Origin of the sequence: Shewanella sp. SP1S1-7, assembly GCF_031932105.1 — a bacterium.
GTDB classification, from domain to species: Bacteria; Pseudomonadota; Gammaproteobacteria; order Enterobacterales; family Shewanellaceae; genus Shewanella; species Shewanella baltica.
Genome location: NZ_JAUOEU010000012.1, coordinates 71282 through 83708 on the forward strand (window position 1 = coordinate 71282; position 12427 = coordinate 83708).

Here is a 12427-nt window from a genome sequence, read left to right on the forward strand (position 1 = left end):
GTTTTACTCTTAAATGTTAGAGATTTTTAGGTTTTCTGATGAAATGTACATTGCTCGCTTTGAAAGTCATTTGGATATCAAGGAGGACAAATGGCAGTAATAACCTCAGCACAATATGAGCCAGCTTTCGATATTGCTAAGGCAGTGTTCGCAGGCCGTTTCAATTGCTCTCTTACGATAGAAGTCATGGCAGAAAGTAGCTTTGTCCGTACCTCTGTCGCCTTTTTTTCTAAATACATTGCTCACAATGCCTAGCGGTGATGCCTATAAAATGACAATCAGCAATAGTCGATTTCTCAACGGCCCAGCTGAAATAGCTATTTAGATTGATATCTAAAAAGAGGTTTATTAAATAGCGCAAAGGGTATGCCAAGCATATAAATATAAATTTTTGTGAGTGTGTTTCATCAGATTTACGCCCTAGAAGTTTTGTAGCTTTCTGCGCTTAATTGGAGCGTTACTCAAATTCAATACCAATGGATTAAAAGGTGTTAATGGCGTTTGGGGTGGCATAGATTTTATGAGTTTTTGGTTCGACAGCCTCCCAATTTTTTGTGTGATTTATGGTCATTGATTGAATGGAAGCTAAATGTAAAAAATGAGCAAGATATGGAACGTGAGTTCAACTGGTAAAAATTTGAACCAGTGAAATTTCAATGTGATCTGATGTAACTAGGTGAATTAGATCGGAAGGACATCTCAGAATGAAAAAGTTATTTAAATCGGTACTCGATGCTCTATTTTGTAGAAAAAATGAGTTAAACAATAATACGCCAGAGGGTACGTCCCTTCCACATCAGATCAGGTCAAGCTCTTCTAAAGATATCGAGGTTAAACGCGCTAATGCAGATCGTTGCCAGCGTATTCTTAACTATTGGCTTGATATGGAGTTATTCGATCTCCCACATTGCCCAATTTTTGACAAAAATAAGCTCCTTAGTGTTCCTGCAGATAAGTTTGCTGAAAACTGGGGGCAGGAAGCTGGTCAAAAGTATGAGTCAGGAAAGCTAAAGATAACCAAGGATAGTCGGCTGCTTGTGATGTTTCAGTGTCATCGGGCTGGATATATCGCAAAAAATGATGAAAGGCATCCTAACTATAAAATTCCTCGAACCTACCTTGTAGCGCAAGCCATGATTCCACGTTGGGATGAAGTGAGTAACTCTATCGTTTGGTCTCGCTCTGAAGAAGATCAGGATTTAATTATAAATCTTGCAACTATTCGTACTCTGTATCGCCGATGCCGACCGTCAGCGGCAGCTAATATGAGTCTTTCTGACTGGGTTAAGGCAAGGATGGAAAACATCGAGAGCATGCTGCATACAGGCCTAGCTCAGAATGATGAAGATACTCCACTTGATACAGAAGAGTTGCAGCGGAGGATTATTACTATAAATCGGGAGCTTGCAGGGCAATTCTGGCCGGATGATCAAGCTCGAGAATACATGTTGCAGCAGTGCCAACCCATCGAAAGTGGCTTCCAAGATGATAAGTTAGATCAACCCGCTAGGTTGGGTGATGGTGGTGTGACTTTCCGATGGCGTTTTTGCTATTACCCTGATGGTAGTGAGAGTCAACAGTTGGGGCCTTTCTTTGTGGATGATCTTGAGAGGATCATTGCTCGGGTGGAGAAAGATGGGACCCAAGGGCTGTCAGAGCCATTGCAAGCATATTTGCTTGGAAAGGAAGAACAAATTGAAATCGGGAACGCAGTTAATCAGGGAGAATTTTTTTGGCCATTAACCAATGGATTGATCTATGGTCGTTGGCCAGAAAAGCCTCAATATGGTCTCTGCTTATTGCAAACTGTAGCTGTTAATGTCGCCAGAAAAGTTAAAGATAATCCTGTAGTGGCGGTGAATGGCCCTCCTGGTACAGGTAAAACAACGTTATTAAAAGACATTATTGCTGATAAATTTGTTGCACGTACCTTAAGGCTTAAGGAGCTGAGCAAAGATGAAGGCTGGGTGTCGAATGAAGAAGTGACTAAGGCTGTAATGCAGTACAGTATGGTCGTAGCGTCCAGTAACAATAAGGCCGTAGAAAACATCTCTAAAGAGTTACCCTCACTTGCTAAATTGCCTAATGACTTTGCTGGCAGCACACGGCACTTTAGGGAATTGGCTTCTAAGGGAGACTGGGGATTGTTCTGTGCGGTCTTAGGTAATTCATCCAACCGCAAGGCTTTTAAGCCTCTGTTGAAGACGTTACGTGAACATATGCACAATGTCAGCGATTACTTTCAACTTAACGGCTTGGTCAACTCGATGAAGAAGCAAGGTAAGGTGGAGGCTAGTGGCATTTTTTTACGTTTCGTAAATATCTTGCGTGACAATGGAAGGCTTTATTCGTTGACAAATGACATTAAGAAATGTCCAGCCAACCATAAGTACAGTAAGTTTTTTGAGCCCTTTACGTCTGCATTATCCAAGGTTGAGCTTGGAGAATTAACGGCTGAACAGTTTTCATCAAGTTGGAGTGATATAAACGAGGCTCAATGGTCGTTAGCGTTAGAGGCTATTGAGGCATTCAAGAGACAATGGTTTGGTAAAAAGTTATACCAAGGGCATTTACAAATTAAGCTGAAAGAGGCTGAAAAAGCCTTTGATCTTGCTTATGCGAAGATTGGAAAGTTAGACCGCGGTATTGACTCTGAATGGCTGCTTGACCCGCATACACATCTAATTGGCCCTAAAGCGTATTTGAAGGGGAGTCATGAGTCGATAGATGAAGCAGAGAAACGCCTGCAGTTAAGCTCACCTTTGGGGAGCAAAGTTTTAAACCAATGTCGCAGTGAACTATTCATCAAGGCATTATCCTTAAATGAAGCTATTTTGGAGAATGCTGCAAGTCAGTTTTCTAAACACTGGGATCAACTTGAACAACTGATTGATGGACATTTGGAAACGAAGGAAACTAATCCTGAACATCAGCAGCTATGGTCATTATTGTTTTTATTCTTCCCTGTTGTGAGTACTTCGCTTTCATCCGTTGAGAGCCAATTTAAGCTAATGCAAAGGCCGGGATGTTTCGGTCTTGCGATGATTGATGAGGCCGGTCAGGCTGTTAACTATCATGTCGCTGGCTTGCTCCAGCGGAGCCGGCAGGCAATTTTTGTCGGCGATCCAATTCAACTCGAACCCGTTGTTACAATGCCACCTTCAATAGATTTAGCTATAGCATCTGATTTCCTTCCAATCTCGAGCAAAGATGGGGAACATCATTGGGGAGATGACTATCTGGTAAGTGCTAGCTCTGCGCAATCAGTAGCTGATAATGCTAGCCATTTCATGGCTAAGATTGGTGAGCGTAAGGTTGGTATCCCCTTGCTCGTTCATAGGCGCTGTAACGAACCGATGTTTTCAGTGGCCAATAAGATTGCCTATGACAATCGCATGGTACTTGCGAGTCAACCCTTTGAGTGGCGGGCTATACAAAGTGGCTGGATACATGTTGCCGAGCTTCCATCAGATATTCGAAAGCAAGGGTATGCAAACGAAATGGAGGCAAATACAGCATTTGAACTAGTTAAGTATTTGGTAGAAGAGCAACCAGACATGGTTGAAGGTGGTATTTATATAATCACACCTTTCTCTGTGATGAGGCGGGAGCTCAAAAAGCTGTGGAAGCAAAGGGCTGAATCTCCAGAAAATCACGAATGGATGCGAGAGGCTTTTGGCATAGCAAAGCAAGAACAAAATATTGAGCAGTTCGCTGAAGACAACATAGGTACCGTACATACATTTCAGGGAAAAGAGGCATCTACGGTTATCGTGTGCACTGCCGCATCAAAAGTTAGAATTAAAGAAGGGGGGATAAGCTGGGTCAATAGTAAGCCAAATTTGCTAAATGTTGCAGTGACAAGAGCAAAGCATCATCTCTTTGTTGTAGGCAATATGGAGGATTGGTCATCTGGTACGTTGTCATCTGAGCTGCAACAGGGGGGCATGCACTGTTACGATAGTATTGACCACTTAAAGTGTCAGAAATCAACTTTATTCCAAGAACAGTGTTTTGAAAATAAGCTTAGTCGGACTGTGGTTGCAGATGTGAAATTTGACTTTGGATAATATTTAGGGGTTTATTCCTTATATAAAGCTTTAGTAAATATAAGGTGTTCTAGCTCATTTCAAAGGTTTACGCGAGTAAGTTGAGTGTTCAGTATCGAGTATCCTCACGCTAATTTACTCAACTAAACATTACCTCCATTATCTGAAAAAGAAACTTGAATAAAGCTGTTGGTTCAAATTAAGTCAGGCACCGCAAAAGTGGGTGCCAACTTGTCCTAGATTGAGCGACTAGATTATATCTGATGGGCAGCTTTGGATTTCTTTAGCTGCCTTTTTAGTGCTTTGTGTATGGGGTCAGTAGGTATGCGGCCAACGTAACCAAACCCTTTTTTGCGTTCGGTTTTAGAAAACACCCTCATTTCATGTGTTATTTCTGCATTAGAGCCGCTTAATCGATTGAAATAAGGGGTTGGGAAGACTGCTGAGTAGATGTGGAATTTAAGGTGCTCAGCCGCCGTATCCTTATAATAATGATCCAGCGCGGACTGGATAATGAGCAGCGCCTCAGAACCATCAAATTCAGCAATGTAATATTTTGTGGTTTCTAATTCAAATCTGTATTGACTGACTATCTCTGTGATCTCATCTAATCCACGAGCCTGGAGTTTAGTTAGCTCAATTAAACGTAGGTAAGCACTTAAGGCGTTTGCTATATATGCCTGTTTTATTTCAAGATTGAACCGTTTATTAAAATGCCACATGAAGGGATTAAGTAATGCGTTAACTCGTACCGCCAACTTTCCTTCCTTAGTTTTTGCACCTGTAGAGCGCCCACCATGCAATTTGCAGCGCCCATTAGTTTTGTTGCCATAACGCTGGCATGGGTTGCCACTGCGGGTCTTTGCTCCGCAGCGGGGAAGCGTTTCTAAATTAAATTTACTCATTAATATTTTCTCTTTGGATCAACAAAAGTGGATCTACAACTGTTGGATCTGCTTCGGTTCATGGGCTTTGTTTTGCATTTCAAACAAATACGCGCTGGGATAACATCGTCAAATACCTCTGACAGCAGTGAGCTGTTGGTTTTTGTGCGTTTTAGTTTGTTTTAAGCAAATCTGCTGGTGGATCATCTTCCGTAAATGGATCATGAACCTTTATCGGTTCATAGGGTGCTGAATCTGTGATCCACTCAAAAGCTGATCCACTATGTGATGTAAACTTGATGTTCTCGAGCTAATGGATTCTTTGAGTTGCTGGGCATGGCTTAGCTCGTTAAACCAAGTAAATGTTGTCCACCTTCTGTTATTGATAGCCTTTACTGTGCTATCAGTGTTTTCTAGCTTCTTCTTGCGCTGATTTATTTCAAAGGTGATCAAAGGGTTAACCAAGAGAATGTCTTTGGTGTCATCAAATGTTGCTGATGGCTGGACTTTATTGCTGAGAAACGTGCGCGCTTTGATATTGAGCTCCTTTGTAAATGCTTTCGCAAAGTAACTGAGGCGGTAAATGGCATTCTTGAGTGATGGCTTATTTCCACGGCGCATAATGTTGAAAGGGCTATCAACTAGTGAAGCTGTTCCACCAGTACGCTCCCATTGTGATTTAAGCTGATTTAACAGCTTGTGTGGATAATGGATCTTGTGTCCGCTAAGCATGAGTGCAACATGATAGTGTTGTATTTCTGAATGATGTCGCTCTCTTGCACAAAGGTATTGCACTTTGCATTTGTATTGCTTTGATAGCTTTTCGACCTGCAGATCAAGGAACTGAGAAATTTGATTATTATCAGCAGAAAACTGGTGTGGATGTAGATCAATTCTGACAACCATCACTTTGCTGTAGTGACTTAGCATCGTTTCACAACTTGAGATGATTTTGTTCACCAGCTGTGGCTTAAGCCCTTGAGATTTAGGTTTATAGACATGGTACGCATGATTCTTATACGCCATTAATGTTGAATTATGCTTACTGATACAGAACATAGCTTTGCCTTCTATTTTTGACATCCCAATAATAGGCGACCATATATTATTTAATATCCGCCGTTTTATCGTGTTTGATCTATGGTGTTTCTTGCAGCCCTAAGGGGTTTTAAGGCTTTTTAGTCAGTTTTGATTAGCGCGAATAGTGGGTCAAACTGTGTCATCTCGTTTGGTAAAAAAGCAGGCTAAGCCTGCTTTAATCCCGTAGGTAGACAACATACTTACTTCAACAGCCATTCGCGCACATTTTTGAACAGCCAGCATGAGCGACCATTCTCAATCAATGACGGTTTGGGAAACCTCCCTGATTTAATTCTTCGTCCTAAAGTTGACCGACTGATGCCGAGTAGTCGCTGGATTTCAGGTTTTTTGACTATCCGATACTCATCAATAAATAGCGCTAAGTGATCGTCGTTTGGGTTCTGCATTAGCACTTTCCACCGCCATTAACTGTTTGACGAGAAGCGACCCACTCAGTTAGCTCTGATAAAAGCCAGCCAACAGAAGTACTCTGTGGATAGAGCTGCCTGCGTTTAGGGAAAAGGCCTCTACGCTCAAGTGACCATGCAGTAGTACGTGAAATTGAGGTGATTGATTTGCGTTCCGCTTCACGAACGATGCGGTCTTGTGAGTGACATTTTGTTTGATGCATGCATCATCTCCGATCATATTGATTTAGGCTGTTCGCCTTTGTTGATGGGATGATTATTCTTTATTAAATAGTGACCTAATAGATAGGCGGCCTGGCGGCCGCTATTTATTTTTTAACCAGTTTTACGTAAATAACGAATGGTATTTTGCCATTTGAGCTTCAGGCAGTTTTCTAAACTCTTGTTTAGGCGCTCCTTTCATTCGGCCTGCTTCTGGTGGAAGAGTATTGTTAACCACATCCATGAACAATGCTGCTTTCCTGTCTTTTGGAAATGCTATTCCCAGTTTTATGCAATGTTCGTCCACCCATTGAAGTATTGTATTTAGTGGGTAAGGGTGGTTATGCTTTGAACTATAGAAATCTTTAAGTATTTCGATAAGAATGCTCATGGCATGATTGTATTTGTTGTAATAGCTCGCCATTGTTTTTAGCTGCTCTGATTGGATTTTGTTCACCCCAGTTTCGAACATAAATTTTTGTGTCATTGCTGTATTATGCTGGCCTATGCATAAAAATACTGATGCAATCAGGTTTTCCAGATGCGGCTGCAAGTGATGTAGATGAGCTAGACATTGTCCATACTCTGAAGAATCTTCCTGCCGATGTTTAATTAACTCCCCAACTCGACTTTGTAATGTGATTCTATCTGTTACCGCTTTCTGAAATTTTGTGAAAATTTTTAGTAAGTTACTCCATTCTGTGGGAATCTCATCCCCTACGTGGTAATGATTTAACTCAGGCTGTAGCTCATTTATTCGTGATATCTCTTTTTTGAGACTATTCAGCATGTTGAGAGCGGTATCGTGTTGTATATCAATGTGCTCGTTTGACGGAGCATAGTTATCTAGCTGAACTAGATAGTTAAAGTACATAGCTGATTTCATTTAATTACCATTAACTATTGGGTCTATAAGATTCGCAACTAAGTTAAGTGCGTTTAGACGTTCATCAAAGTAGTCATATCGGTCGTAAATACCTTCAACGCCTTTTATCTTATGGTTGAGACATCTTTCAGCAATATGAGATGGTACTCCTTGCTCTGCGAGTAAACTTCGGCAAGTTCTTCTGAAATCGTGAATCGTAAAATAGGGGATGTCTCCCATCCTATTGAGTGGTTTTTTCGTTTTGCTCGAATCCTGTCCGAAAAGAGCTGCAATTGCTCTATTGAGCGTATCGCCTGATACGTGAGGATTCTTGCTAGTTTTGCGATTAGGGAAAACATACTCTGAACCACAACCCCTGATCTTCAGCTCTTCGAACCATGATACAACCGTATCTGGAAGTGGGATTGATATTGCTACTGAGCTTTTTGTCCTTGGTTGTGGTAATTTCCAGATCTTTAAATTTAGGTTGACCTCACGCCAAGTGAGTTTGAAAAGCTCACCTTTTCGAATCCCCAATGAAACTAATAAAGCTGCTGCTAAGTAATTATCTCTCCCAAAACTGCTTATATTTTTTCTGGCTACATCAAAAAAAAATTCTAGTTCTTTAACAGACAGAGCTCTTTCCCGACTTTTTTCAGCCCCACCAGCATCAGCAGGTTTAAAGTGGCTCGCTGGATTGCCATCTTTTAAGCCAAGCTTACAAGCATGAGCAAAAAGCTTTTTGCAATGAAGTAGGGTGTCGTTAGCGATACAGGGACGATTACTATGAGCGACCTTTTGAATTATGTTTCTGATATCAAGGGGCGTTACATCTTTAATTTGTAATCGACCAATATATGGTTTGACTTCTTTTGTATAGATTCTTAGTGGGATCTCGCTGTGTTTAAGCTGTTTTTTGGCATCTACAAACCAGTCATCGAATAGATCATCAACAGTATGAATTTTTTCTTCACTGAGTTTTGCTCTTTCAGCTAAAGGATCAGATCCTTTAATGATAGACTGTCTAGCAATTGCGGCGGTTGCTCTAGCATCAGCAAGTGACATGTGAGGATACTGGCCTCCCTCTAAAGTCATAAAACGCCTTTTGCCATTGACTGAATATCTTATTTCCCAGCTGGCTATGCCTGCCGTCTGTACTCTAATGTAAAGTCCATCACTAACAGCCTTTCTCCCTACCTCTTTACTGCGAATAAATGCCTTTATTTGCTTATCATTCATTGTTTTAGGCTCTAAATGGTTACTGAGTTAACTTTAAGTGGTTACTAGCTTGGTTTAGTAACCACTCTAGTAACCACTTTTGACATAACAATAGCAAACAATTACGAACCTGTAAAAACATAAAACCCAGCAAGTGCTGGGTTTTATTGGTTATTTATAACCTGCTAGAACAAGTTGAAACCTTATTCCACGTTCTGGATCTGCTCGCGCATTTGCTCGATTAGCACTTTAAGCTCAACGGCGGCCGAGGTGATCTCACTGCTGATGGATTTAGAGGCGAGGGTGTTCGATTCGCGGTTAAATTCCTGCATCATAAAATCTAAACGGCGACCTTCGCTACCGCCTTTCTTGAGGATGCGGCGCGCTTCGGCTACATGGGCTTCGAGTCTGTCCATTTCTTCGGTGACATCTTGTTTCTGAGCCAGAAGCACCATTTCTTGCTCGATGCGGGCAGGATCCAGTTCACCTTTAATTTCTGCAAGTCGGTTGGTGAGCTTTTCGCGTTGATACAACATCACTGTAGGCATGTGCTCGCGTACGACGGCGATTTGCTCGCTGACTCCATCTAAGCGGCTTAATAACATGTCTTTGATGGCTTCGCCTTCGCGGCCGCGGGCTTCGATAAATTGATCTATGGCTGAATCGAAGGCTGTCATCAGATCGGCGCCGATGGCATCCATATCTTGTTCACCGCTCGCTAGCACGCCTGGCCAGCGCAGGATGTCGGTAAGATTGACTTCGCCCTGTCCCGCTTCTTGCTTGAGCCAAGTGGCAGCGCCTAATAGTTGTTTTGCTAGCGCTTGATTCAATTGCAGCTCGTTATTGCTGTTGTCTGCCAGTTCGTAGCGCAGATTGACTTCAACTTTGCCGCGGCTTAAGCGTTTACGTAGGCGGTCGCGCAGTACAGGTTCGAAGCTGCGGAATTGCTCGGGTAAACGCAGGTAAGTTTCGAGATAACGTTGATTGACTGAGCGAATTTCCCAGGAGGCAGTGCCCCATTGTGCTTTGTGCTCGATGCGAGCGTAGGCTGTCATGCTTTGGATCATGGGTTGTCCTAATGGTTTAATCGTCATAATGAGAGGCGATTATAGAGTCAATGGCTTTAGGATTAAAGGCATACAGCATAAGACCGCAAGTTAATGGGTACTTTGCCTAGATGAGTTTGCCAGAGAATCACCCTAAGCATGGCATCCTAAGGCTCAAGCCCTTATAATATGCAGCCAAAATCGGTCAATGACTCAGAATACAGGAATCTCGCATGCGTCCAAGTAACAGAACGCCAGCACAAACTCGTCCCATCACTATCACTCGCCAGTTTACGGCCCATGCCGAAGGTTCTGTGTTAGTGGAATTTGGCGAAACGAAAGTGCTTTGTACCGCCAGTTTTACTGAAGGTGTGCCACGTTTCCTTAAAGGTCAGGGTCAAGGCTGGGTGACGGCGGAATACGGCATGTTGCCACGTTCGACCCATAGCCGTATGGATCGTGAAGCCGCTCGCGGTAAGCAATCTGGCCGTACGCAAGAAATTCAACGTCTTATCGGTCGTGCTCTGCGCGCTTGTGTGGATATGAAAGCTCTAGGCGAAAACACTATCGTGATCGATTGTGATGTGATCCAAGCTGACGGTGGCACGCGCACTGCTTCTATCACTGGCGCTTGTGTGGCCTTAGTGGATGCGCTGAACTGGGCACGCGGTAAAGGCATCATTAAATCTAACCCGCTTAAATTCCTTATCGCTGCAGTCAGCGTCGGTATTTACAAGGGTGAAGCGATCAGCGATCTAGAATATATCGAAGACAGCGCCGCTGAAACTGACATGAACGTGGTGATGACGGAAACGGGCAAGATCATCGAAATTCAAGGCACCGCCGAAGGCGAGCCATTCAGCCATGAAGAATTACTCGAACTGTTGGCATTGGCGAAGAACAGTATTCGTGAAATCGTAGATGTGCAGAAAGCCGCACTGAACTAATAGTGTGGTGATGAAAAAGCCCCGTCATGTTACAGAGTGCGGGGCTTTTTATTAGCTGCAACTTTTTATCTGCAGCAAGATGCTAGTGTTAGACAAGCCCTGTACTGAATTAAATGTTGCCCAATAAAACATTACCTAATAAAAACCAATAAAAGACAAAGCCGTAAGGAGATATTGTGAAAGCCTATCAACGTGAGTTTATTGAATTTGCCTTAGAACGTCAGGTGTTGCGATTTGGCGAATTTACCCTTAAATCGGGTCGTATCAGTCCTTATTTCTTCAATGCGGGTTTGTTCAATACTGGCCGTGACTTAGCGCGTTTAGGCCGTTTCTATGCCGCTGCGTTGGTGGATTCTGGCATTGATTACGATTTGCTGTTTGGCCCAGCTTACAAAGGCATTCCGATTGCGACCACTACGGCGGTTGCCCTGTGTGAACACCACGATATCGATATCCCTTACTGCTTTAACCGCAAAGAGAAAAAAGATCACGGCGAAGGTGGCAGCTTAGTCGGAAGCGAGCTGAAAGGCCGCGTTATGTTGGTAGACGACGTGATCACTGCCGGTACTGCGATTCGTGAGTCGATGGAAATCATCGAAGCCCATAAGGCACAATTAGCCGGTGTGTTGATCGCCTTAGATAGACAAGAAAAAGGCAAGGGCGAGTTATCGGCTATTCAAGAGGTTGAGCGTGATTTTGGCTGCGGCATTGTTGCGATCATTAAACTTGCCGACCTCATTAGCTATTTATCAGAAAAGCCTGGAATGGAAGCGCAACTTGCCGCCGTGAGCCAGTACCGCGAACAATACGGTATTTGAGTCTAGCGTTTGGCCGCTGGTATTGATCAAGTGGGTATCACTAACTTTGTGAAATCAGTTAATCAGCCAGTAATGACCTTATCTAGACCGAGAAGGGTTTGATTGGGTTGGTATGAAAACAAAAAAACGCTGCGATTCTATAGAAGGAATCGCAGCGTTTTTTTGTTGAGTGGTATTGATTGCTATTGATTTAGGCACGCTTCAACACACTTATTTCGACTGGTGCAAAAACTCGGCGCGGGTCGCAGGGTTAGACTTGAAAATGCCGCCCAGCGCTGTGGTAGTGGTTGAACTGGTGGAGTCCATCACACCACGGGATTTTACGCAGTAATGCACAGCATCCATTTTAACCGCAACATCTTTAGTTTCGAGCAAAGTCTGCAGCGCGACTAACACTTGCTGAGTCAAACGCTCTTGCACTTGTGGACGTTGGGCAAAGAAACGCACGATACGATTAATCTTTGATAAACCAATGATTTTTTTGCGTGGTAGATAAGCTATTGTCGCAGTGCCATCGATCGTCACTAAATGGTGTTCGCAGGTGCTGGTGAGGCTAATGTCTTGCACTCGCACCATTTCATCGAAGCCCATCTTATTGTCGATAACCGTGATCTTAGGGAAGTTAGCATAATCTAAGCCGGAGAAGATTTCATCGACGTACATTTTAGCAATGCGGCGCGGCGTATCGGCAAGGCTATCGTCTGACAGATCCAATGACATTAATGTCAGGATTTCTTTCATATGATGTTCAATCTTGTCTTTACGTTCTTCACTGCTGTAAACGCTTGGGAGCATTGGGGTTTCAAGCCCACGTTCTAATAACGCGGCTTGTACTTTTACTGCTGCTTCACTTAATGCCATCTTATCCTCCACTACGTCGTAGCGGCTATA

The 12427-nt window shown here is 43.1% G+C and carries 12 protein-coding genes; 4 read left to right on the forward strand and 8 right to left on the reverse strand.

The window, feature by feature from the left end; all coding sequences use genetic code 11:
* Window positions 1-90 precede the first annotated feature (90 nt).
* Together Q4Q49_RS11420 and Q4Q49_RS11425 are read left to right on the forward strand one after the other, a co-directional pair.
* Window positions 91-255, forward strand: a complete 165-nt coding sequence (locus Q4Q49_RS11420; protein WP_311999400.1) for a hypothetical protein — start codon at window positions 91-93, stop codon at window positions 253-255.
* A 449-nt stretch (window positions 256-704) separates the two neighbouring features.
* Window positions 705-4070, forward strand: a complete 3366-nt coding sequence (locus tag Q4Q49_RS11425) for an ATP-binding protein (RefSeq protein WP_311999401.1) — start codon at window positions 705-707, stop codon at window positions 4068-4070.
* A gap of 233 nt (window positions 4071-4303) precedes the next feature.
* Here the strand turns inward: Q4Q49_RS11425 and Q4Q49_RS11430 are convergent, their stop codons facing one another.
* The 7 genes from Q4Q49_RS11430 to Q4Q49_RS11455 all read right to left on the reverse strand — a co-directional run bounded on the left by Q4Q49_RS11430 (window position 4304) and on the right by Q4Q49_RS11455 (window position 9792).
* Window positions 4304-4954: an HGGxSTG domain-containing protein gene (locus Q4Q49_RS11430; protein ID WP_311999402.1), complete on the reverse strand. Its 651-nt coding sequence runs from the start codon at window positions 4952-4954 to the stop codon at window positions 4304-4306.
* A 210-nt stretch (window positions 4955-5164) separates the two neighbouring features.
* Complete coding sequence (locus Q4Q49_RS11435; protein WP_311999403.1) at window positions 5165-6016, reverse strand: inovirus-type Gp2 protein; 852 nt, start codon at window positions 6014-6016, stop codon at window positions 5165-5167.
* Between the two features lie 197 nt (window positions 6017-6213).
* A complete protein-coding gene (locus Q4Q49_RS22190) occupies window positions 6214-6420 on the reverse strand; it encodes an AlpA family transcriptional regulator (protein WP_071940406.1) in 207 nt (68 codons plus the stop codon).
* Window positions 6420-6644 (reverse strand): AlpA family phage regulatory protein, encoded by a 225-nt coding sequence (locus Q4Q49_RS11440; RefSeq protein ID WP_311990587.1) that lies wholly within the window; start codon window positions 6642-6644, stop codon window positions 6420-6422. Before Q4Q49_RS11440 ends, Q4Q49_RS22190 begins: the two co-directional genes overlap by 1 nt.
* 122 nt (window positions 6645-6766) lie before the next feature.
* On the reverse strand, window positions 6767-7528 hold the full coding sequence (locus Q4Q49_RS11445; RefSeq protein WP_311999404.1) for a hypothetical protein: 762 nt from the start codon (window positions 7526-7528) through the stop codon (window positions 6767-6769).
* Window positions 7529-8746 (reverse strand): integrase arm-type DNA-binding domain-containing protein, encoded by a 1218-nt coding sequence (locus tag Q4Q49_RS11450; RefSeq protein ID WP_311999405.1) that lies wholly within the window; start codon window positions 8744-8746, stop codon window positions 7529-7531.
* A gap of 182 nt (window positions 8747-8928) precedes the next feature.
* A complete protein-coding gene (locus tag Q4Q49_RS11455; RefSeq protein WP_311990584.1) occupies window positions 8929-9792 on the reverse strand; it encodes a YicC/YloC family endoribonuclease in 864 nt (287 codons plus the stop codon).
* 212 nt (window positions 9793-10004) lie between these two features.
* Here Q4Q49_RS11455 and rph point away from each other — a divergent pair, with 212 nt between their 5' ends.
* Both rph and pyrE read left to right on the forward strand, forming a co-directional pair.
* On the forward strand, window positions 10005-10718 hold the full coding sequence (rph, locus tag Q4Q49_RS11460; RefSeq protein ID WP_006079862.1) for a ribonuclease PH: 714 nt from the start codon (window positions 10005-10007) through the stop codon (window positions 10716-10718).
* Between the two features lie 176 nt (window positions 10719-10894).
* The gene (gene pyrE / locus Q4Q49_RS11465) at window positions 10895-11536 is read left to right on the forward strand and encodes an orotate phosphoribosyltransferase (protein WP_259511916.1); all 642 of its coding nucleotides are present in this window, start codon (window positions 10895-10897) and stop codon (window positions 11534-11536) included.
* Window positions 11537-11746: 210 nt separating this feature from the next.
* On the opposite strand, the gene folE is transcribed toward pyrE, so the two are convergent.
* Complete coding sequence (folE, locus tag Q4Q49_RS11470) at window positions 11747-12397, reverse strand: GTP cyclohydrolase I FolE (RefSeq protein ID WP_006079864.1); 651 nt, start codon at window positions 12395-12397, stop codon at window positions 11747-11749.
* Window positions 12398-12427: the final 30 nt, after the last annotated feature.

What these genes read in the sequence shown, in the direction of transcription:
- Q4Q49_RS11420 (WP_311999400.1), top strand. Translation starts at nt 91, where the DNA reads ATGGCAGTAATAACCTCAGCACAATATGAGCCAGCTTTCGATATTGCT.
- Q4Q49_RS11425 (WP_311999401.1), top strand. Translation starts at nt 705, where the DNA reads ATGAAAAAGTTATTTAAATCGGTACTCGATGCTCTATTTTGTAGAAAA.
- Q4Q49_RS11430 (WP_311999402.1), bottom strand. Translation starts at nt 4,954, where the DNA reads ATGAGTAAATTTAATTTAGAAACGCTTCCCCGCTGCGGAGCAAAGACC.
- Q4Q49_RS11435 (WP_311999403.1), bottom strand. Translation starts at nt 6,016, where the DNA reads ATGTCAAAAATAGAAGGCAAAGCTATGTTCTGTATCAGTAAGCATAAT.
- Q4Q49_RS22190 (WP_071940406.1), bottom strand. Translation starts at nt 6,420, where the DNA reads ATGCAGAACCCAAACGACGATCACTTAGCGCTATTTATTGATGAGTAT.
- Q4Q49_RS11440 (WP_311990587.1), bottom strand. Translation starts at nt 6,644, where the DNA reads ATGCATCAAACAAAATGTCACTCACAAGACCGCATCGTTCGTGAAGCG.
- Q4Q49_RS11445 (WP_311999404.1), bottom strand. Translation starts at nt 7,528, where the DNA reads ATGAAATCAGCTATGTACTTTAACTATCTAGTTCAGCTAGATAACTAT.
- Q4Q49_RS11450 (WP_311999405.1), bottom strand. Translation starts at nt 8,746, where the DNA reads ATGAATGATAAGCAAATAAAGGCATTTATTCGCAGTAAAGAGGTAGGG.
- Q4Q49_RS11455 (WP_311990584.1), bottom strand. Translation starts at nt 9,792, where the DNA reads ATGATCCAAAGCATGACAGCCTACGCTCGCATCGAGCACAAAGCACAA.
- rph (WP_006079862.1), top strand. Translation starts at nt 10,005, where the DNA reads ATGCGTCCAAGTAACAGAACGCCAGCACAAACTCGTCCCATCACTATC.
- folE (WP_006079864.1), bottom strand. Translation starts at nt 12,397, where the DNA reads ATGGCATTAAGTGAAGCAGCAGTAAAAGTACAAGCCGCGTTATTAGAA.